Annotated in this window: 23 protein-coding genes; 9 read left to right on the top strand and 14 right to left on the bottom strand. The window is 64.3% G+C overall.

Annotated features, from left to right (window positions below; genetic code table 11):
• Positions 1 to 35: 35 nt before the first annotated feature.
• From pheT to infC, 8 genes are all read right to left on the bottom strand, one after another.
• Positions 36 to 2462, bottom strand: a complete 2427-nt coding sequence (pheT, locus tag U8330_RS01410; protein WP_323103365.1) for a phenylalanine--tRNA ligase subunit beta — start codon at positions 2460 to 2462, stop codon at positions 36 to 38.
• Positions 2463 to 2498: 36 nt separating this feature from the next.
• The gene (locus U8330_RS01415; protein ID WP_323103367.1) at positions 2499 to 2858 is read right to left on the bottom strand and encodes a BrnA antitoxin family protein; all 360 of its coding nucleotides are present in this window, start codon (positions 2856 to 2858) and stop codon (positions 2499 to 2501) included.
• The gene (locus U8330_RS01420) at positions 2803 to 3090 is read right to left on the bottom strand and encodes a BrnT family toxin (protein ID WP_323103368.1); all 288 of its coding nucleotides are present in this window, start codon (positions 3088 to 3090) and stop codon (positions 2803 to 2805) included. The genes U8330_RS01415 and U8330_RS01420 overlap by 56 nt, the downstream gene beginning before the upstream one ends.
• 46 nt (positions 3091 to 3136) lie before the next feature.
• Positions 3137 to 4219, bottom strand: a complete 1083-nt coding sequence (gene pheS, locus U8330_RS01425) for a phenylalanine--tRNA ligase subunit alpha (RefSeq protein WP_323103369.1) — start codon at positions 4217 to 4219, stop codon at positions 3137 to 3139.
• Between the two features lie 44 nt (positions 4220 to 4263).
• The gene (locus U8330_RS01430; RefSeq protein WP_323103371.1) at positions 4264 to 5091 is read right to left on the bottom strand and encodes a serine/threonine protein phosphatase; all 828 of its coding nucleotides are present in this window, start codon (positions 5089 to 5091) and stop codon (positions 4264 to 4266) included.
• A 282-nt stretch (positions 5092 to 5373) separates the two neighbouring features.
• A complete protein-coding gene (gene rplT / locus U8330_RS01435; RefSeq protein WP_323103372.1) occupies positions 5374 to 5778 on the bottom strand; it encodes a 50S ribosomal protein L20 in 405 nt (134 codons plus the stop codon).
• Between the two features lie 36 nt (positions 5779 to 5814).
• Positions 5815 to 6018 carry a 50S ribosomal protein L35 gene (gene rpmI / locus U8330_RS01440; RefSeq protein WP_117367528.1) on the bottom strand — a complete coding sequence of 68 codons (204 nt, stop codon included), beginning with the start codon at positions 6016 to 6018 and terminating at the stop codon, positions 5815 to 5817.
• A gap of 230 nt (positions 6019 to 6248) precedes the next feature.
• Positions 6249 to 6785 carry a translation initiation factor IF-3 gene (gene infC / locus U8330_RS01445; RefSeq protein ID WP_323107080.1) on the bottom strand — a complete coding sequence of 179 codons (537 nt, stop codon included), beginning with the start codon at positions 6783 to 6785 and terminating at the stop codon, positions 6249 to 6251.
• Positions 6786 to 6982: 197 nt separating this feature from the next.
• Between infC and U8330_RS01450 the strand changes: the two genes are divergently transcribed.
• Positions 6983 to 7807, top strand: coding sequence for an alpha/beta hydrolase (locus tag U8330_RS01450; protein WP_323103373.1), 825 nt, complete (start codon positions 6983 to 6985; stop codon positions 7805 to 7807).
• A 254-nt stretch (positions 7808 to 8061) separates the two neighbouring features.
• Entirely contained in the window at positions 8062 to 8682 is a 621-nt protein-coding gene (locus tag U8330_RS01455; RefSeq protein WP_323103374.1) for a transglutaminase-like cysteine peptidase, read from the top strand.
• Between the two features lie 107 nt (positions 8683 to 8789).
• Here the strand turns inward: U8330_RS01455 and mbfA are convergent, their stop codons facing one another.
• Positions 8790 to 9773 (bottom strand): iron exporter MbfA, encoded by a 984-nt coding sequence (gene mbfA, locus U8330_RS01460; RefSeq protein WP_323103375.1) that lies wholly within the window; start codon positions 9771 to 9773, stop codon positions 8790 to 8792.
• A 225-nt stretch (positions 9774 to 9998) separates the two neighbouring features.
• Here mbfA and U8330_RS01465 point away from each other — a divergent pair, with 225 nt between their 5' ends.
• Both U8330_RS01465 and U8330_RS01470 read left to right on the top strand, forming a co-directional pair.
• Positions 9999 to 10250 carry a GlsB/YeaQ/YmgE family stress response membrane protein gene (locus U8330_RS01465; protein ID WP_323107081.1) on the top strand — a complete coding sequence of 84 codons (252 nt, stop codon included), beginning with the start codon at positions 9999 to 10001 and terminating at the stop codon, positions 10248 to 10250.
• A gap of 140 nt (positions 10251 to 10390) precedes the next feature.
• Positions 10391 to 10606 carry a hypothetical protein gene (locus U8330_RS01470; protein WP_323103376.1) on the top strand — a complete coding sequence of 72 codons (216 nt, stop codon included), beginning with the start codon at positions 10391 to 10393 and terminating at the stop codon, positions 10604 to 10606.
• 76 nt (positions 10607 to 10682) lie between these two features.
• On the opposite strand, the gene efp is transcribed toward U8330_RS01470, so the two are convergent.
• Positions 10683 to 11252 carry an elongation factor P gene (gene efp / locus U8330_RS01475; protein ID WP_323103378.1) on the bottom strand — a complete coding sequence of 190 codons (570 nt, stop codon included), beginning with the start codon at positions 11250 to 11252 and terminating at the stop codon, positions 10683 to 10685.
• Positions 11253 to 11447: 195 nt separating this feature from the next.
• Here efp and epmA point away from each other — a divergent pair, with 195 nt between their 5' ends.
• On the top strand, positions 11448 to 12512 hold the full coding sequence (epmA, locus tag U8330_RS01480; protein WP_323103379.1) for an EF-P lysine aminoacylase EpmA: 1065 nt from the start codon (positions 11448 to 11450) through the stop codon (positions 12510 to 12512).
• Positions 12509 to 13564, top strand: a complete 1056-nt coding sequence (locus U8330_RS01485; RefSeq protein WP_323103380.1) for a lysine-2,3-aminomutase-like protein — start codon at positions 12509 to 12511, stop codon at positions 13562 to 13564. Before epmA ends, U8330_RS01485 begins: the two co-directional genes overlap by 4 nt.
• 113 nt (positions 13565 to 13677) lie before the next feature.
• On the opposite strand, the gene U8330_RS01490 is transcribed toward U8330_RS01485, so the two are convergent.
• The 3 genes from U8330_RS01490 to U8330_RS01500 form a co-directional block, all read right to left on the bottom strand.
• Positions 13678 to 14343, bottom strand: a complete 666-nt coding sequence (locus U8330_RS01490; RefSeq protein ID WP_323103381.1) for an OmpA family protein — start codon at positions 14341 to 14343, stop codon at positions 13678 to 13680.
• 108 nt (positions 14344 to 14451) lie between these two features.
• Positions 14452 to 14997 (bottom strand): GNAT family N-acetyltransferase, encoded by a 546-nt coding sequence (locus tag U8330_RS01495; RefSeq protein ID WP_323103382.1) that lies wholly within the window; start codon positions 14995 to 14997, stop codon positions 14452 to 14454.
• Positions 14994 to 15572: a helix-turn-helix domain-containing protein gene (locus U8330_RS01500; RefSeq protein WP_416236891.1), complete on the bottom strand. Its 579-nt coding sequence runs from the start codon at positions 15570 to 15572 to the stop codon at positions 14994 to 14996. Before U8330_RS01500 ends, U8330_RS01495 begins: the two co-directional genes overlap by 4 nt.
• 130 nt (positions 15573 to 15702) lie before the next feature.
• Here U8330_RS01500 and lepA point away from each other — a divergent pair, with 130 nt between their 5' ends.
• From lepA to U8330_RS01515, 3 genes are all read left to right on the top strand, one after another.
• The gene (lepA, locus tag U8330_RS01505; protein ID WP_416236790.1) at positions 15703 to 17529 is read left to right on the top strand and encodes a translation elongation factor 4; all 1827 of its coding nucleotides are present in this window, start codon (positions 15703 to 15705) and stop codon (positions 17527 to 17529) included.
• 70 nt (positions 17530 to 17599) lie between these two features.
• Positions 17600 to 17785, top strand: coding sequence for a type II toxin-antitoxin system CcdA family antitoxin (locus tag U8330_RS01510; RefSeq protein WP_323103385.1), 186 nt, complete (start codon positions 17600 to 17602; stop codon positions 17783 to 17785).
• Positions 17786 to 17787: 2 nt separating this feature from the next.
• Positions 17788 to 18084, top strand: a complete 297-nt coding sequence (locus U8330_RS01515) for a CcdB family protein (RefSeq protein WP_323107082.1) — start codon at positions 17788 to 17790, stop codon at positions 18082 to 18084.
• A gap of 4 nt (positions 18085 to 18088) precedes the next feature.
• Here the strand turns inward: U8330_RS01515 and U8330_RS01520 are convergent, their stop codons facing one another.
• Positions 18089 to 18538, bottom strand: coding sequence for a GFA family protein (locus U8330_RS01520; protein WP_323103386.1), 450 nt, complete (start codon positions 18536 to 18538; stop codon positions 18089 to 18091).
• Positions 18539 to 18543: the final 5 nt, after the last annotated feature.

Here is an 18543-nt window from a genome sequence, read left to right on the forward strand (position 1 = left end):
CGATCGACCGGGGCGGCGCCCGAAGCTCGGTCCGGTCAGGCGCGCAGCGTGCCGCCGGTCGCCTTGGTCACATTGCCGACGATCTTCGCCGTCAGCGCATTTAAATCCTCGTCCGTCAGCGTGCGCTCCGCCGGCTGGATGACGACTTCGATCGCCACCGACTTCTTGGCCTCGCCCAGCGATGCGCCTTCGAAGACGTCGAAGACGGTGACACCAGAAATGAGCTTGCGATCAGCCGTCTGCGCCGCCTTCAGAATGCTCCCGGCTTCGACATGGCGATCGACCACGAAGGCGAAGTCGCGCTTGACGGCCTGGAAGGCGGAAAGATCCAGCGGCGGCTTGGTGCGTGTTGCCTTTCGTTTCGGCTCCGGCAAGGCGTCCACGAACACCTCGAACCCGGCCAGTGCGCCCGATACATCGAGCGCATCGAGCACCTTCGGGTGGAACTCGCCGAAGGAACCGAGCGTGATCTTGGGGCCATACTTGATCGTTCCGGAGCGACCCGGGTGGTACCAGGCGGGGCCGCCGGCCTCGATCTGGATATTGCCCATCGGCACGCCGCAGGCTTCGAGCACGGCCAGCGCATCGGCCTTGGCGTCGTAGACATCCACCGGCTTGCCGCCGCCCTTGGCCGCGTTCGACCAGGCGCGACCGGCCCCGGCCAGCGTTGCCGTGCCCCGGCGAATGCCGCCGGCCACGCGCCGCTGCCCTGCCGGCTGGTCGCTCTCATAGGTGCCGGAGACCTCGAAGAGGGCGACATCGCCGAACCCCTTGTCGGCATTGCGCTGCGCCGCCGTCAGCAGCCCGGGCAGCAGCGAGGGGCGCATGTCCGACATGTCGGCGGCGATCGGATTGGCAAGCGCGAGCGAGGCGCTTCCGCCGCCGAAGAGCTCCGCCTGCGCCTTCGGAATGAAGGACCAGGTGACCGCCTCCAGCATGCCGCGCGCGGCCAGCGCCCGCTTCGCCTGTCGCGTGCGGATCTGCAACGGGGTAAGGATGCGGGTGTTGACGGTCACGTCGCGGTCGAGCGGAACGGGCTTGATCGCGTCGACGCCATGAATGCGCATGACCTCTTCGACGAGATCCGCCTTGCCATCGACATCCGGCCGCCAGGTGGGAACGGACACGCGCACGCGCTCTCCCGACCCTTCGACCGAGAAGCCGAGGCGGGTAAGGATGTCGATGCTTTCCTCTGCGCTGACCTCCAGCCCCGTCAAGCGCTTGACCTCGGAAAGCGGGAAGTCGATCTCCTTAGCCGGCTTCTCATTGGGGCCGATGATCTCCGCTTCGCAAGCCTCGCCGCCGCAGAACTCCAGCACAAGAGCCGTCGTCCGATCGAGACCCGGCACCATATAGGCCGTATCGACGCCGCGCTCGAAGCGATAGCGCGCATCGGTGATGATGCCGAGCGCGCGGCCCGAGCGGGCGATGTTGATCGGATCCCAGAGCGCGGATTCGATCAGCACGTCCGTGGTCGTCTCGTCGCAGCCCGAGTGCTCGCCGCCCATGATGCCGCCGATCGACTCAATGCCGTTCTCATCGGCGATCACCACCACATTGGGGGTCAGCGTGTAGGTGCGCTGGTCGAGCGCGAGAATGGTCTCGCCGGCAGTCGCGCGGCGCACGGTCAGGTCGCCCTTGACCTTGGCGGCGTCGAAGACATGCATCGGCCGGCCTTGGTCGAAGGTCATGTAATTGGTGATGTCGACCAGGGCGTTGATCGGGCGCAGGCCAATGGCGATCAGCCGCTTCTGCATCCATTGCGGGCTCGGGCCGTTCTTGACGCCACGCACCAGCCGCAGGCCGAAGCCGGGGCAGAGATGCGTGTCTTCGCCAAGCGCCAGCGTGACCTTGACCGGCGTTTTCCCCGCGGTCGCGAATTTCGCGTCCGGCTGCGGCTTCAGCGTGCCGAGGCCGGAGGCGGCGAGATCGCGGGCAATGCCGCGAATGCTGGTGCAGTCGGGGCGGTTCGGGGTGAGGTTGATCTCGATCAGCGGATCATCGAGACCGGCATAGGCGGCGAAGCTGGTGCCGACCGGTGCATCGGCGGGCAGATCGATGATGCCGTCGTGATTGTCCGACATCTGCAGCTCGCGCTCGGAGCACATCATTCCGCGGCTCTCGACCCCGCGAATGGTGCCGACGCCGAGGGTCACATCGATGCCCGGTACATAGGCGCCAGGGGCGGCGAAGGCGCCGATGAGCCCCTCGCGCGCGTTCGGCGCGCCGCACACGACCTGCACGGGGCTGCCAGCGCCGGTATCGACCATAAGCACCTTCAGCTTGTCGGCCTGCGGGTGCTTCTCGGCCGAAAGGATCCGGGCGATGACGAAGGGCTTGAAGGCTGCCTTGTCGTCGACATCCTCGACCTCGAGGCCGATCGCCGTCAGCCGCTCGCAGATCGCCTCCAGCGATGCGTCGGTTCCAAGGTGGTCCTTCAACCAGGAGAGTGTGAATTTCATGCCATTGTCCCTTCGGAGCCTCGGGCTCCCCTTGTCCTACTCGGTCTCGTTCGCCCGCACATGGGCCGCCAGCACGGCATTGATCCGACTTTGCCAGCCGGGCCCCGTCTTGCGAAAATGCTCCACCACCGCGCGATCAAGCCTCAGCCCGACGCGCTCCTTCACCGGTTCCTTCTGCGGCCCGCGCTGCCCCCGCGCTTTCTCCAGCGCCTCGACGATCTCCGGAAAGACCTCGCGCATGGGACGCGCGGTTCGCATGAGCTCTTCAGTCAATTCAGGACTGTCTTCGCCGTGAGCACGTTCATACTCATCCAGCGTGATCCGTCCCTGTTTGACATCCTCAAGGGTCGGAAGAGCCCTCTTTGAGGGCGAAATAGGCTGCACGTTCGCGCGCATTGATCTTCCTCATGGATATGATGCGGAGCTTTGCACCGCGTGGTGTCCAACAGAAGGTGCAGAGGACGCCGTCGAGGAAACCCGTGGTGTTGAACCGCCGCTCCCCGTAGCTTTTCCTCTCGTCTTCCCACGTCACCGCGCTGTCGAAGTCGAAGTGGAGGATATCGGCAAAGTCCAGCCCGCGCAGTTCTTGCGTCAGCCTTCGCTTCTCTTCGTCCCACTCCAGCTCCATGCTTTACCACGCATCGTAATTTGTGGCCACAAATAAATCCGGGCGATCAGCCGCTCAAGCCGCCGAACAGGGTCGGCATGTCGAGCGGGCGGAAGCCGTAATGGGTCATCCAGCGCACATCCGCATCGAAGAAATTGCGCAGATCCGGCATGCCGTATTTCAGCATGGCGATGCGGTCGAGGCCCATGCCCCAGGCAAAGCCCTGGTAGACATCCGGATCGAGCCCACCGGCGCGCAGGACGTTGGGATGAACCATGCCGCAACCAAGGATCTCCATCCAGTCCGTTCCCTCGCCGAACTTGACGATCGGGCCGGAGCGGTCGCACTGGATGTCGACCTCGAAGGAGGGCTCGGTGAAGGGGAAGAAGGAGGGACGGAAGCGCATGGTGACGCTGTCGACCTCGAAAAAGGCCTTGCAGAACTCTTCCAGAACCCAGCGCAGATTCGCCACATTGGCCTTCGTGTCCACGACCAGGCCCTCCACCTGATGGAACATCGGCGAATGGGTGGCGTCGCTGTCTTGGCGATAGGTCTTGCCGGGGATGATGATACGGATCGGCGGCTTCTGCGCTTCCATGGTGCGCACCTGCACGGGCGAGGTATGCGTGCGCAGCACCTTGCGCTCGCCGCTCTCGTCGGCCGGCAGGAAGAAAGTGTCGTGCATCTCACGGGCCGGATGGCCTTCGGGGAAGTTCAGCGCCGTGAAGTTGTAGTAGTCGGTCTCGATATCCGGGCCCTCGGCGATCGAGAAGCCCATGTCGGCGAAGATGGCCGTGATCTCGTCGACGACCTGCGTGATCGGGTGGATCCGGCCACGCTCGGCGGGCGAGCTGCGCACCGGCAGGCTGACATCCACCGTCTCGCGCTGCAGCCGTTCGGCGATCGCCGCATCCTTCAGCGCACTCTTGCGCAGGAGGATCGCATCGGTCACGCGGGTCTTCAAGGCGTTGATCGCCGCGCCACGCGTCTGCCGGTCCTGCGCAGACATGCTGCCGAGCGTCTTCAGAAGGTCGGAGACCGAGCCCTTCTTGCCCAAGGCCGCCACGCGCACGGCCTCGATCGCCGCTTCGCTGTCGGCGGCGTCGATTTCGGAGAGGAGGCTGCGTTCCAGGTTTTCGAGATCGCTCATTCTGCTTCTGCCTTCATCGCGCTGATGCGCTGCTGTGGACGGGGTCAGGACCGCAGGAGGGTCCGGGAGGTTAGAAATTCCGTTGCCCGCACAAAACGCTCGAGATCGCGCCCGGACCGGACGCGCAGCATGAGATGCACCACGGGCAAAAGCCGCGCAAGCCGGGAAACGAGCTCGGCCAAGGCAAATTCGGCATTCTCGGGGCGGAAACGCCGCCAGGCAGCCAGTGTCGCGATCGGCGTGGTGGCGGAGAGCGCGCGCGTCGTCGTGTCCAGGAGCAGCAGCCAGACGTCGCGGGCCTGCGCCATGGCGAGCGGCATCACCGCCGCCGGATCTTCCTCGAAATCGAAAAAACCGAACTGGCCGTCGGGGAGGGCGAAATCACGCGGGTGAGGGCGCCCATGGCAAAGGCCGGCCCCATGGACGCGGCCAAGCTCCAGCCCGCAGCGTTCGACCAGGGCCTCATGGCCATTCGGATCCTGCTGCCGCATGGCAACGAGCTGCACCCCGACGGAGGGGCCGAGATCCGAAAGGACAAGCGCCGAGCGGCTGCGGTAGAGCACCTCCGGCACCGTGAATCCATGAGTTCGAAACGCGTCGATCTGCCGGCATTCGCGCTCGATCATTCCGGCCGCATCGAGGTGGGGCGAAGGGCGCAACCCCGGCATGCCGCCGAGGCGGGCAATCAGCGAGAGCGCCTGATGCGCAGGCGCAAAGCGGCGATCCATGTAGCGCTTGATCCAGACCGCACGGTCGGAGAGGACGACGCGCTGCACGCGACGATTCCCGCCGGCGAGGGCCGCCAGCATGGTCTCGATATCGTCGTCCTTCAGCGGGGGTATCGTGGTGCCCTGCAGGTCCGTGCTCGTCACGTGTCGTTGCTTCCGCAGCCATGGGCCAAATCCTGGATGGTCGAGCGATCTCGGGCATTTGGCGGTGAAGAAAAGTCCGGGTTGGGCGGGCGGATCGCCCGAGCTCCGGCAACGGTCGCAGCCGTCAAAGAAAAACCCGCGCCAGACAGCCGGCGCGGGTTCCACAGACTCGATCTCAGGCCTTCGGGCGGGGGCGCTGTCCGTCTATCCGCCGGAGCGGACATGCAGGCGGCGCCCATCGATCCTCAAGCCTGCGCGGTCAGGTTCTGACCGCGTGCGGGCTCAGCGAACCGCGCTTTCGAACTCGTTGGCCGTGCCGGTGTCCTTGAGGTAGGCGAGCGCACCCTTGGAGGCTTCGACGAGGGCGCCGAAGGCTGCCGGCTCATGGATCGCCATGTCGGACAAAACCTTGCGGTCGACTTCGATGCCGGCCTTGGTCAGGCCATCGATGAAGCGGCCGTAGGTCAGGCCGTGCTCGCGAACGGCGGCGTTGATGCGCTGGATCCAGAGCGCACGGAAATTGCGCTTCTTGACGCGGCGGTCGCGCGTTGCAAACTGCTTGGACCGGTCCACCGCAGCCTTGGCGGCGCGGATGGTGTTCTTGCGACGACCGTAAAAGCCCTTGGCGGCCTTGAGCGTCTTCTTGTGCTTGGCGTGGGCGGTCACGCCGCGTTTTACACGTGCCATGGTATGATCTCCTTAAAATCCAAAAAGCGCCGGGTCTCAGAGACCGTTGGGCAGGTAGTTCTTGACGACCTTCTTGCCGTCGGGCTCGGCCAGCACCATCGTGCCGCGGGCGTCGCGAATGAACTTGTTGGACCGCTTGATCATGCCGTGGCGCTTGCCGGCGGCAGCCGCTACGACCTTGCCGGTGGCGGTGATCTTGAACCGCTTCTTGGCAGAGGATTTCGTCTTCATCTTGGGCATTTCGCTACTCCGTTTGTTCTTGATCTGAGAACGACTGACGAGGTCGCCTCCAGCGTAAAGAACGGCCACGGCATGCCCTGCCGGACCGTTCGGACGGCGGCTTGTAGCCGAACTGCCGAGGAAGTGCAACATGCCGCGCGCGGAAAGGCGCGCGGCTCGCGCCCGTAAACGAAAAAGCCGCCCGGCCTTGCAGCGGAGCGGCTTTCTTAAGATCGCGACGTCGACGGCGCTTACTTCGGCGCCAGAACCATCATCATCTGACGGCCTTCGAGCTTGGGCTCGGCTTCGACCTTGGCAATGCCGAGCGTGTCTTCCTTGACCTGCAGCAGCAGCTTCATGCCGAGTTCCTGGTGGGCCATTTCGCGGCCGCGGAACTTCAGCGTGACCTTGACCTTGTCACCCTCTTCGAAGAAGCGGTTCATCGCCTTCATCTTCACCTCGTAATCATGGGTGTCGATGTTGGGACGCATCTTGATCTCTTTGATCTCGATGATCTTCTGCTTCTTGCGTGCCTCGGCCGCCTTTTTCTGCGTCGCGTATTTCAGCTTGCCGAGATCGAGGATCTTGCACACGGGCGGCTCGGCATTGGGCGAGATCTCGACGAGGTCGAGGCCGGCCTCTTCCGCCATGCGGAGTGCCTGGTCGGTCGGAACGATGCCCTGGTTTGCGCCCTCGGCATCGATGAGCTGGATCCGGGGAACCCGGATCTCCCTGTTGGAGCGCGGTCCGTCCTTAACCGGGGCATCCGTTTTGAAAGGTCTGCGAATGGTCGTATTCTCCTGCCGTTGATCGGATCATGGTTTGCCGATGCTTGGTTCGTTCGCTAAAGCCAACGAACGGCCAAGCGCCGGAAAAAATCTCAAGGCGCGCCTTTTAGCATGGCATCGCGAAAAAATCACCACCTGTCGTCGCGTCCGCGAATCTGTTTTCTACGAATTTCCCCTGAGAAGGCGAGAAATCCGCAATGAGAGTGAGGATCTGTCCGGTGTCGAACCTCGAACCCCACCGCATCACCGTCGGAAACGGCGCCGAATCGCGCAGCATCGCCTATCATCTGCGCCTGCCATCCGATGCCGCCAAGTCCGCTCTCGTCTGGCTTGGAGGCTATGGTTCCGATATGAGCGGAACCAAGGCTCTGGAACTCGACCGCTATGCCGAGGCGCTCGGCGCCGCCTGCCTTCGCCACGACTATTCCGGCCATGGCGCCTCGGGCGGGGCCTTCCGGGATGGAACGATCTCGCGGTGGGTGGAAGAAAGTCTTGCTGTTCTCGATCATGTGGGACGCGATGCGCCCGGCTTCAACCGTCTCGTCCTCGTCGGCTCCTCCATGGGGGCCTGGATTGCGCTGCGGATGGTGGAGGAGCTGCGCAAGCGCGGCGAAGGCGGGCGGCTGGCCGGGCTCGTCCTGATCGCGCCGGCGCCGGACTTCACGCTCGACCTCATCGAGCCGCATCTGACCGAGGACGATCGGGCGGCGCTTGCGGATTGCGGCTTTATGGAAGAGGCGTCTCTCTATGGGTCGGATCCGGTCATCTATACCGCCGGTCTCATCGAGGATGGGCGGAAGAACCGGGTCATGGCGGGGATCATCGAGACCGGCTGCCCGGTCCATATTCTCCAGGGCATGGCCGATCCGGACGTCCCCTATGCCCATGCCCTGAAGCTCATGGAGCATCTGCCGGCCGATGATCTCGTGATGACGCTGATCGCCGATGGCGACCATCGCCTGTCGCGGCCCGAAGATCTGGAGCGGATGCGGGCCGCTCTGGAAGGCCTCCTCCTGGATTGAGCAGGCCGGGAAACGCTGGCCGGACGGCGTGTCTGCCGATGGTGCCGATTTGCCGCGCGCCTTAACCATACGGAGCAATCCCCAATTCTGGACATTGACTTCGCTCCGTTGCGCTTGTTAACTCTTTGTTAACGATCAGAGCGGCGCGGGGCGGGGCCTCAGGAAGCCGGCGGCATTATCGACATTTTGCGGGGGATCTCACGGCGCTTCCAGCGGAAGCGGCTGCGTGCGAACCTGCGCCACAGGGGATGTGCATGGCGCAACTATCCGGGGTCATGAAGATCGCAGCCGCGCTCGCGGTGGTCTTTGCATCGGCAGGGGCGGCAGTGCCCGCGCCAGGGTCAACCGCTCTCTTCATGAAGACGGGGGCCGTCACATCCCAGCCCATCGGGCATTATGAATTCTGCCAGACGCATGAGGACGAGTGCTCGGTCCGGACGCGGCCAGGCCCCGCGCCCCGCGTCACGGCCTATGGCTGGTCGATCATCCGCTCGATCAATGCCGATACCAATCGCGAAATCGTTCCCATGACCGACGAGGCGCTTTATGGGCGTGACGAGGTCTGGACCTATCCCGACAAGGCCGGCGACTGCGAGGATTATGTTCTCCTCAAGCGCAAGCGCCTGCTGGAGAAGGGCTTTTCTGCCGGCGACCTGCTGATCACCGTCGTGCGCAAGCCGGATGGGGAGGGACATGCCATCTTGACCGTGCGCACCGACCAGGGTGATTTCGTGCTCGACAATCTCGACAACGAGGTCAAGCTCTGGACCAAGACGCCCTATCGCTTTCTCAAGCGGCAGGCCTCGTTCAATTCCGGCCGCTGGGTCACGATCGACAATGGCGCGGAAGTGCTGGTTGGCTCGGTCGGCCGCTAAACACGAAGCAACGCTGTCCGGCGAACAGGCGCCCTCGGCGCCTGTTTTCGTTTTCGGGCCTGATCGACGGCTGGTCATGACGTCCGGCAGTCGCGCGCGGCGCGGCCTCAGGCGCTGCCGATCAAGATGCCCGCCGCCAGAACCAGCCCGCCCCCCAGCACCACCTGGAAGGCTGCGCGCAGGAAGGGCGTTTCCATGAAGCGGTTCTGGATGAAGGCGATGGCCCAGAGTTCGATGAATACGATGGCGATTGCCAGGATCGTCGCGGTCCAGAAGGACGGAATGAGATAGGGTAAGGCATGGCCGAGGCCGCCGAGCGTCGTCATGATGCCGCAGGCCAGGCCGCGCTTGATCGGTGATCCCCGTCCGGAAATCTTGCCATCGTCGTGCGCGGCCTCCGTGAATCCCATGGAGATGCCGGCGCCGACCGAGGCCGAAAGGCCGACGAGGAAGGTCTGCCAGCTGTCCTGCGTGGCGAAGGCGGCGGCGAAGATCGGCGCCAGCGTCGAGACCGAGCCGTCCATCAATCCGGCAAGGCCCGGCTGCACATAGGTCAGTACGAACTGACGTCGCGCTGTCTCGTCCTCCTTGCCCCGTGCCTCCTCGGTCATGTGTCGGCCTTCCAGCATGCGCGCCGTGTCGCTGTGGCCTTCTTCGGCCAAGGCCAGATCGCCCAGCAGCTGGCGGGTCTGCGCATCCGTCGTGCGCTTGGCGGCTTCAAGGTAGAAGCTGTGCGCTTCCTCCTCCATCCGTTCGGCTTCGTCCCGAATCTGCTCCAGCGTCAGGGTCTGGCGCAGCCAGTCGGGTCTCTGACTGATGAAGCCCGACACGTGCTCGCGACGGATCAGCGGGATGCGGTCTCCGAACCGGCGGCGGTGCATGTCGATCAGCATGTTGCGATGGCTGTGCTCCACCTCCGCCATGTCCTCGAACACCTTGGCGGAGGCCGGATAGTCGGCGCGCAGATGGTCGGCATAGGCGAGGTAGATGCGGGCATCATCCTCTTCGGACGAAATCGCCAGCGCGAGAATTTCCTGCTCCGACAGCGTGTCGAAGCGGCGGCGGGATGTCGTGGGGAAGGAGAAGAGCATGGCAGACCCTTTTTTAGAACGGTTCTAAACTAGGCGGATCGGCGAGAAATGCAAGCCTTGGGGAGATGGCGACTTACGCTTTTGCGGCGCGCAGCAGGCGGGCCGATTCAAAGGGCCTTTGACCGGCGTGGGCGAAGGAACAAAACTGCAAGTTCTCGCGTTTTCTGGTTGCAAACGTTCGAAGGAACCATCGAACGACAGATTTTGAACCCACGGAGAATGACTATGGACGTTAACGGCGTAGGCTGGCTTGCAGCAATCATCATCGGCGGCTTTGCCGGCTGGCTCGCAGAGCAGTTCATGAAGTCCAATATGGGCGTGTTCATGAACATCATCCTCGGCATTCTCGGCGCGGTCGTGCTGAACGCCATTCTCGCCTTCGCCGGCGTCGGCTTTACCGGCTGGCTGGCCTACCTCGTGGTCGGCTTCATCGGTGCCTGCCTGCTGATTGCCATCGGTCGCGCTATTCGCCGCTAAGGTGGATGGCTGAACAAGGATCCGCATCATGTTGACGTTTTCAGGCGAAGGCAACGGTCAGGGGAGGCTCGAAATCAACGGCGCCTCGCAGCCTGTGACCTATGAACTGGTCGTCGCCCGCGAAGAGGACGATACAACAGGTGCGCATCCGCCTGGATGCGCCGCGAGACTGGCTGATGAAGCAGGGTTTCAGCGGCGAGGCGATCCTTGTTCGCGACAATGGAAGCCGCATTGCGGTGCGCCGCGATGGCGGTGTCGATGTTGCGGACTCTGTGTCAGTGACGCTCGAAGGCTATGACGACAGCCTCGACAACGGGCCGGAGCTGAGACAGGCCTATCCGGAACTCAGGCACTGAGCATCGGACAATGCGATCAAGAAAAAGGGCGCTCCGGGAGGGGCGCCCTTTTTGCGTTTCGATCTTGCGGACCGGCTCAGTCCTTGGCGCGCTCGACATAGGAGCCGTCTTCGGTGGCGATGACGACGCGCGTACCGGAGGTGATGTGCGGCGGGACGAGCGTGCGGATACCGTTCGACAGATTGGCCGGCTTGTAGGAAGACGAAGCCGTCTGCCCCTTGGTGACCGGCTCGGTGTCGATGATTTCCAGCGTCACATGCCGAGGAAGCTCGATAGCGATCGCGACGCCTTCGTGGGTGGAAAGCGTCACCGCCATGCCTTCCTGCAGATAGGCCTTCCCGTCGCCGATATCTTCGGCCGACATGACCAGCTGGTCGTAGCTTTCCGGGTTCATGAAGTGGAAGCCTTCGCCGTCTTCGTAGAGGAAGGTATGTTCGCGATCCTCGACAAAGGCACGCTCGACCTGTTCGGTCGTGCGGTAGCGCTCGGACACCTTCACGCCGTCGGAAATGCGGCGCATGTCCACCTGGGTCACCGGCGTTCCCTTGCCCGGATGGAAGTTCTGGGCGGTAAGCACGACATAGAGCTTGCCGTCGACATCGAGCACATTGCCCTTGCGCACGGAGGAGGCGATGACCTTAACCATAAGTCTTCCTTGTAACAAAGCGGGATGCATCGTAGAGGAGCGCCACCGATTGCGCTGCCGCCGCGAGGCAAGAATTGCGGATTGGCGCCGCACCTAGCGCATATTTCGGCAAATAGCCAGTGCGCCGGACAGCAACAGCCCGCGCCTTCAAGGCGGTTTTGCGCCGTCCGGCCGAGCCATGAGACACGACGCGCCATGACCGCCCCTTCCGCTTCCCCCTGGTGGACCCCGCATGTCCATGCCGACCGACGGCCCTTTCTGCTGGCGCGCAACCGGATCAAGGCCGCGCTGCGGCGCTATTTCGAGGCTCAGGATTTCATCGAGGTAGAGACGCCGGCCCTGCAGGTCTCGCCCGGCAACGAGGCGCATCTCCATGCCTTCGCAACCGAGGCTGTCGGACCCGATGGAGCGTCCAGCCCCTATTACTTGCATACCTCGCCGGAATTCGCTTGCAAGAAGCTGCTCGCGGCGGGGGAAATGCGGATTGCCTGTTTCGCACCCGTCTATCGCAACCGCGAGCGCGGGCCGCTCCACCATCCCGAGTTCACCATGCTCGAATGGTATCGTGTCGGCGAGACCACCGAGGCACTGATGGCGGATTGCGCGATCCTGCTGCAAACCGCGGCGGAGGAGGCTGGCAGCACGCGCCTCAGCTGGCGCGGCCATGCGATCGATCCAAGTCTGTTGCCCGAGCGGCTGACGCTGGCGGCGGCCTTCGAGCGCCATGCCGGCATCGATCTTCTGGCAAGTCTTTCTCCCTCCGGCGAGACCGACCGCGCCATGCTGGCAGACGCGGTCCGCGCGGCCGGCATGCGCGTTGCGGTGGACGACACCTGGTCGGATCTCTTCAGCCGCGTTCTCGTCGAAAAGATCGAGCCGCATCTCGGCATGGAACGGGCGACCGTGCTCTGCGACTATCCGGTGGCGGAAGCGGCCCTTGCCCGGCGCAGCCCGGCCGATCCCCGCGTTGCGGAGCGGTTCGAACTCTACGCCTGCGGCGTCGAACTGGCCAATGCCTTTGGCGAACTGACGGACCCGGCCGAGCAGCGGCGGCGTTTCGAGGCGGAAATGGCGGAGAAGGCCCGTGTCTATGGCGAGCGCTACCCGCTGGACGAGGATTTCCTGGACGCCCTTGCATCCATGCCGGAGGCAAGCGGTATAGCGTTGGGCTTTGACCGTCTCGTGATGCTGGCCTCCGGGGCCAGCCGGATCGAGCAGGTGCTCTGGGCGCCGGTTGCCCTGCCGGAGCCCGGCCGATGACCGCGCCGCTGAAGTCCCCGGCCGATCTCGCCGATGCGGCTCTGATCCCGCCTGAGGCCGTGGCCGGGCTCGAGGCCGTCGCCGCCCGCTATGCAGTGGCCGTCACGCCGGCGATTGCCGACCTGATCGACCCGAGCGATCCCGAAGACCCGATCGGTCTGCAGTTCCTTCCCACGACAGCCGAGCTCGACCGCCGGCCGGAGGAGGAGGCGGACCCGATCGGCGATGCGGCCCATAGTCCCGTGCCGGGCATCGTCCACCGCTATCCCGACCGCGTGCTGCTCAAGGCCGTTCACGTCTGCCCGGTCTATTGCCGCTTCTGTTTCCGGCGGGAGATGGTCGGCCCGCAGGGGCTCGGCACGCTGTCGGGCGAGGAGATGGATCAGGCGATGGCCTATATTGCCGCGCGGCCCGAGATCTGGGAAGTGATCCTGACTGGCGGCGATCCGCTCGTCCTGTCCCCGCGCCGCCTTCAAGCCATTCTCGAACGTCTGGGCGGGATCGACCATGTCAAGATCGTTCGGCTCCACAGCCGGGTGCCGGTGGTGGAGCCCGAGCGCATCGATCCGGCCCTGATCGCGGCGCTGAAAGCGAGCGGGAAGGCGGTCTATGTGGCACTGCATGCCAACCATCCGCGTGAACTGACGGGGGCGGCGCAGGCTGCCTGCGCCCGGCTGATCGATGCCGGTGTCGTCATGCTGAGCCAGACCGTGCTGCTCAAGGGGGTCAATGACGATGTCGAGACTCTCGCGCGCCTGATGCGCGGCTTCGTCGAGGCGCGCATCAAGCCTTATTATCTCCACCATCCGGATCTGGCGCCCGGCACGGCGCATTTTCGCCTGTCGATCAAGGAAGGGCAGGCGCTGGTGGCCGCGCTGCGGGGCCATGTTTCCGGCCTCTGCCAGCCCACTTATGTGCTGGATATTCCCGGCGGTCACGGCAAGGCGGTCGTCTCCGCATCCTCTATCGCCGAAGATGCAGAAGGCGGACATCGGGTCACCGATTTCCGTGGCGGCACCCATCGCTACGCGCCCTGCAGCGAGGGCCTGTAGAACGGCCAGCCCGTGCGTCGTCGCGTGGCGTCAGACAATGCGGCAAAGACGGATGCCATGAAAAGCCCGCCGAACCGAAGGGCGGCGGGCTTCTTGACGCGCGGAGCGGGCGATCAGCCTTCCTTGATCGGCGCGATCGAGATTTCGACGCGCCGGTTCTGGGCGCGGCCGGACTCGGTGGCATTGGAGGCGACAGGACGATCCGCGCCATAGCCGACGGCCGACATGCGCCGCTGGTCCACGCCCTGCGAGCCGAGATAGTTGGCGACGGAGGCGGCACGGCGCTCGGAAAGGCCCTGGTTGTAGGCGGCGCCACCGGTGGAATCGGTGTGGCCATCGACGTCGATCAGCGTCTTGTTGAACTTGCGCAGCACGATCGCGACGGAACTCAGCGTCGGATAGAAGTCGGGGTTCACCTGGTCCTGGTCGGTGGCGAAGGTGATGTTGGACGGCATGTTCAAGATGATGCGATCGCCGTTGCGCGTCACCGAAACGCCGGTGCCGCGCAGCTGCGCGCGCAGCTCGTTTTCCTGGCTGTCCATATAATTGCCGATCAGGCCGCCGCCGAGCGCACCGATGCCGGCGCCGACAAGCGCGGAGTCGCGACGCCCGCGGGCACTGCCGCCCACAAGCAGGCCAGTCGCCGCGCCAAGCCCTGCGCCGATCAGCGCGCCGCCGGCGGTGTTCGACATCTTCTGCTCGCCCGTATAGGGGTCGGTGGTGGTGCAGCCGGAAAGATAGATGGCCGACACGGCCACGATGGCGAGTTTTTTCAGCATCGAATCAGGATCCCCCAATGAATGGCGGATTCTCTTATGGTCGATTGCGGCAGCATGATGAAGAGCAGGAACGCGCATGCGTGCGTCCTCTTTTCCCATGAAGACCGATCAGGCTGCGGTCGGAACCAGGTGCTTGTAGAAAAAAGTCGAGTCGCAGAAGCGTCCGTCCGGGAACAGCGCATAGTCTGGAATTGTGCCGACCCTTTGCCAGCCGAGCAGGGGATAGATCGCCTCGGCGGGGCTGCCGGTCGCCGTGTCCAGCACCAGCACATGGCGCCCAAGGCGGAGCGCCTCGCGCTCGGCAGCCGCCATCAGCGCGCGCCCCAGCCCGCGGCGGCGGCCCCTGCGATGCACCAGCAGCTTTTTCAGATCGGCGCGGTGCGGCTGGTTGGGCGGCAGGCCGATGCCGAGCTGGACGGTGCCCAGGAGCTCTCCGTCGATCTCGGCTACCAGCAGCACGCAGGCGCCTGCATCCACCGCATCGGCGACGCCGGCCCAATAGGGTCGAGCCTCATCCTCGCCATAGGGAGACAGGAAGCCGACCGAGGCTCCGTCCGCCACGCAATCGATCAGAATTGCCGAAAGGGCCGGTGCGAGGTCGCGCGCCTCTGCTGCGGTGAGACTGCGGAGGGTGGGGGCGGAGCTGACACTCATGATGCGGCCTTGTGGAGGATGATGGCATAGCGGGCAGGGGCCGGATGCGGGTTGGAGAAGACGATCGCCTCATCGAGCCGCATGAACAGGCAGTCGCCTGCTTCCAGATCATGCGTGGCGTCGCCGGCAGTCATGCGCATCCGCCCTTCGAGCAGCCAGAGATGCTGGCTGTAGGCGGCCTCGAACGGATTGCGCTCGAAGACGACACGGCCTCCGGGCGGGAAGACGACGTCGACCAGATCGACGGGGGAGCCGACGCCCTCCGGCGAGACGGCGCGGCGGCGATACCCGGTCTCGGGATCCTGCCATACATGCTGGTCGGCGTGACGGCGCAAGGGCGCGCCGGCGGCTTGCGTACCGGCGAAGAAGCGGGAGAGCGTGGTGCCGAGCCCGTGGCAGAGCCGCGCCAGAAGTTGCGCCGTCGGATTGGCCTCGCCGCGCTCGATGCGCGAGATCATGGCGCGGCTGACGCCGGAGCGCTCCGCGAGGCCATCGAGCGTGACGCCGAGGTCGAGCCGGAGCTGCCTTACCCGCGCGCCCAACGCCGCATCTGTCATCAGGTCCTGAGTTTCCATCATATAAGAATTACTGACGCCGATGATGGAGTCAAGCGCCGTTACGGGGCTGATAAACAATGAAGAAACAGCGTTAAAAAGGCCGCAATTCCCGCTTTGCGCCTCAAGGTCCCGCTGCTATATGCGGCGCATGACAAACAGTTCATCCAAGACCCCGCTCGAGCGGATCCGCAATTTCTCGATCGTCGCGCATATCGATCACGGCAAATCGACGCTTGCCGACCGGCTGATCCAGACGACCGGTGGCCTGGCCGAACGCGAGATGAGCGAGCAGGTTCTCGATTCGATGGATATCGAGCGCGAGCGCGGCATCACCATCAAGGCGCAGACCGTGCGGCTGCATTACAAGGCGCAGGACGGCGAAACCTATGTGCTGAACCTGATCGACACGCCCGGCCATGTCGACTTCGCCTACGAGGTCTCGCGCTCGCTTTCGGCCTGCGAAGGCTCGCTGCTGGTCGTCGATGCCAGCCAGGGTGTCGAGGCGCAGACGCTTGCGAATGTCTATCAGGCGATCGACAACAACCATGAGCTCGTCACTGTGCTCAACAAGATCGACCTGCCGGCCGCCGAACCCGAGCGGATCAAGGCGCAGATCGAGGAGGTGATCGGCATCGACGCCTCCGACGCGGTGCTGATCTCTGCCAAGACAGGGCTCGGCATTCCCGACGTGCTGGAAGCCATCGTCACCAGGCTGCCGGCGCCGAAGAGCGAAGGCGGCGAGAGCGCGCCCTTGAAGGCGCTGCTGGTCGACAGCTGGTACGACACCTATCTCGGCGTCATGGTTCTTGTCCGCGTCATCGACGGCGTGCTGGCCAAGGGGCAGACCGTGCGGATGATGGGCACCGGCGCCAAGTACCAGATCGAACGCGTGGGCGTGCTGACGCCGAAGATGGTGGCCATGGATAGCCTCGGCCCAGGCGAGATCGGCTTCATCACCGCCTCGATCAAGGAAGTGGCCGACACCCGCGTCGGCGATACGATCACCGACGATCGTCGGCCGACCGCCTCGGCCCTGCCGGGCTTCAAGCCGGCCCAGCCTGTGGTGTTCTGCGGCCTCTTCCCGGTCGATGCCAACGACTTCGAAGAGCTGCGCGGCGCCATGGGCAAGCTCAGGCTCAACGATGCCTCCTTCTCCTTCGAAATGGAAAGCTCGGCCGCGCTCGGCTTCGGCTTCCGCTGCGGCTTCCTGGGTCTCCTGCATCTCGAAATCATCCAGGAGCGCCTCTCCCGCGAGTTCGATCTCGATCTGATCGCCACCGCGCCTTCGGTCGTCTACCAGCTGACCATGACGGACGGCACGCAGAAGGAGCTCCACAATCCGGCCGACATGCCGGATGTCGTCAAGATCGAGGAGTTCCGCGAACCCTGGATCAAGGCGACGATCCTGACGCCAGACGACTATCTCGGCGGCATCCTGAAGCTCTGCCAGGACCGGCGCGGCGTACAGACGGAGCTGACCTATGTCGGCAACCGCGCGATGCTGACCTATGACCTGCCGCTCAACGAAGTGGTCTTCGACTTCTATGATCGGCTGAAGTCGATCTCCAAGGGCTATGCCTCCTTCGACTATGCGCTGACCGATTACCGGGAAAGCGATCTCGTCAAACTCTCGATCCTCGTCAATGGCGAGCCGGTCGATGCGCTCTCCATGCTGGTCCACCGCTCTGCGGCCGACCGGCGCGGACGCACCATGTGCGAGAAGCTGAAGGATCTCATTCCGCCGCACATGTTCCAGATCCCGATTCAGGCGGCGATCGGCGGCAAGGTGATCGCGCGCGAAACGGTGCGGGCCTTGCGCAAGGACGTGACGGCCAAGTGCTATGGCGGCGACGCGACCCGCAAGCGCAAGCTCCTGGAAAAGCAGAAGGAAGGCAAGAAGCGCATGCGCCAGTTCGGCAAGGTGGAGATTCCGCAGGAAGCCTTCATCGCCGCGCTGAAGATGGGCGACGAATAAGTCTGGCATTGTCGGCACATGGCGCTATAGTTCAGCGTCTGCGAATGCACGCTGAGCGGAAGGCCGAGCCATGTCGATCCCCGTCAAGTCTGCCCCCAAAAGCGACCCGCCACGCAAGCCCCGGCCCGTGCGCTCCGATGAGGAGCGCGCGGCATTGGAAAAGCAATGGCGGGAGGAGAATGCCGAGGCGATCCGGCTCGAGAACGAGTATGTTGAGAAGCACGGTCTGCCGCTCGCGCAGTACAGGCTCTTTTGAACGTGAAGTATCACGCTCATCGGCTGGTCCGCTCGAAAGGGCTGGTGCTTGACCTCCAGGCCGGTGTGCTTGACACCTTGCCAACCCGTATCGTCGCGCCACTGCATCCAGTCGCTGACATGGGCTGGACGTTCAACCGGCTGACGCCGCTCTGCAAGATCGACGGTCGAAGCTACGTTCTTTCAGTCCAGCGACTGGCTGCGGTAGAGGTTCGTGCAATCGGCCCATCCGTTGCCGACCTCTCCGCCCTTCGAGACCAGATCACCGCAGCGCTCGACCTGCTGTTTCAAGGCTTTTGAGCCGTCACGCCTCCGCCCTGTAGCCTTGAACCAGGCGTGGGAAATCCGCTTCCGCTGGGAATTGCGGAAAGCTGGCGCGGGCGCCGGTTTCGGCGAAGGCGAGTTTCTCGCTCGTATAGGTCTCCATATAGGGGCTGAACCAGTTGGTCTCGTCCAGCGTGGTCGCCCGCAGATTGACGAAGTCCTCCATGCCCTCCGGTCGGGTGAAGAGCCAGCTCAAGCAGTCGGGGCAGAAGAAATGCCGTGTTCCGCCCCGCAGGCCGCCGAGCACCGGTTCGCCAGCCAGGACCGCAAATCCCTCGGCGGGAAAGAGCGCGCTCAGCGAATAGGCACTCGCGCTCATTTTCTGGCAACCGGTGCAATGGCAGGCCATGGTCAGGATCGGCTCGGCCGTCACCTTCAGGCGCACGCCCCCACAGCGGCAGCTACCTTCGAGCGGCAAGGTCGGTTTCATGGGTC

The organism is Rhizobium sp. CC-YZS058 (assembly GCF_034720595.1).
GTDB lineage: Bacteria > Pseudomonadota > Alphaproteobacteria > Rhizobiales > Rhizobiaceae > Ferranicluibacter.

Bases quoted from the DNA above. Each gene is read 5' to 3' on its own strand.
- pheT (WP_323103365.1), bottom strand. From the start codon at position 2,462: ATGAAATTCACACTCTCCTGGTTGAAGGACCACCTTGGAACCGACGCA.
- U8330_RS01415 (WP_323103367.1), bottom strand. From the start codon at position 2,858: ATGCGCGCGAACGTGCAGCCTATTTCGCCCTCAAAGAGGGCTCTTCCG.
- U8330_RS01420 (WP_323103368.1), bottom strand. From the start codon at position 3,090: ATGGAGCTGGAGTGGGACGAAGAGAAGCGAAGGCTGACGCAAGAACTG.
- pheS (WP_323103369.1), bottom strand. From the start codon at position 4,219: ATGAGCGATCTCGAAAACCTGGAACGCAGCCTCCTCTCCGAAATCGAC.
- rplT (WP_323103372.1), bottom strand. From the start codon at position 5,778: ATGGCACGTGTAAAACGCGGCGTGACCGCCCACGCCAAGCACAAGAAG.
- rpmI (WP_117367528.1), bottom strand. From the start codon at position 6,018: ATGCCCAAGATGAAGACGAAATCCTCTGCCAAGAAGCGGTTCAAGATC.
- U8330_RS01450 (WP_323103373.1), top strand. From the start codon at position 6,983: ATGAGAGTGAGGATCTGTCCGGTGTCGAACCTCGAACCCCACCGCATC.
- U8330_RS01455 (WP_323103374.1), top strand. From the start codon at position 8,062: ATGGCGCAACTATCCGGGGTCATGAAGATCGCAGCCGCGCTCGCGGTG.
- mbfA (WP_323103375.1), bottom strand. From the start codon at position 9,773: ATGCTCTTCTCCTTCCCCACGACATCCCGCCGCCGCTTCGACACGCTG.
- U8330_RS01465 (WP_323107081.1), top strand. From the start codon at position 9,999: ATGGACGTTAACGGCGTAGGCTGGCTTGCAGCAATCATCATCGGCGGC.
- efp (WP_323103378.1), bottom strand. From the start codon at position 11,252: ATGGTTAAGGTCATCGCCTCCTCCGTGCGCAAGGGCAATGTGCTCGAT.
- epmA (WP_323103379.1), top strand. From the start codon at position 11,448: ATGACCGCCCCTTCCGCTTCCCCCTGGTGGACCCCGCATGTCCATGCC.
- U8330_RS01485 (WP_323103380.1), top strand. From the start codon at position 12,509: ATGACCGCGCCGCTGAAGTCCCCGGCCGATCTCGCCGATGCGGCTCTG.
- U8330_RS01490 (WP_323103381.1), bottom strand. From the start codon at position 14,343: ATGCTGAAAAAACTCGCCATCGTGGCCGTGTCGGCCATCTATCTTTCC.
- U8330_RS01495 (WP_323103382.1), bottom strand. From the start codon at position 14,997: ATGAGTGTCAGCTCCGCCCCCACCCTCCGCAGTCTCACCGCAGCAGAG.
- U8330_RS01500 (WP_416236891.1), bottom strand. From the start codon at position 15,572: ATGGAAACTCAGGACCTGATGACAGATGCGGCGTTGGGCGCGCGGGTA.
- lepA (WP_416236790.1), top strand. From the start codon at position 15,703: ATGACAAACAGTTCATCCAAGACCCCGCTCGAGCGGATCCGCAATTTC.
- U8330_RS01510 (WP_323103385.1), top strand. From the start codon at position 17,600: ATGTCGATCCCCGTCAAGTCTGCCCCCAAAAGCGACCCGCCACGCAAG.
- U8330_RS01520 (WP_323103386.1), bottom strand. From the start codon at position 18,538: ATGAAACCGACCTTGCCGCTCGAAGGTAGCTGCCGCTGTGGGGGCGTG.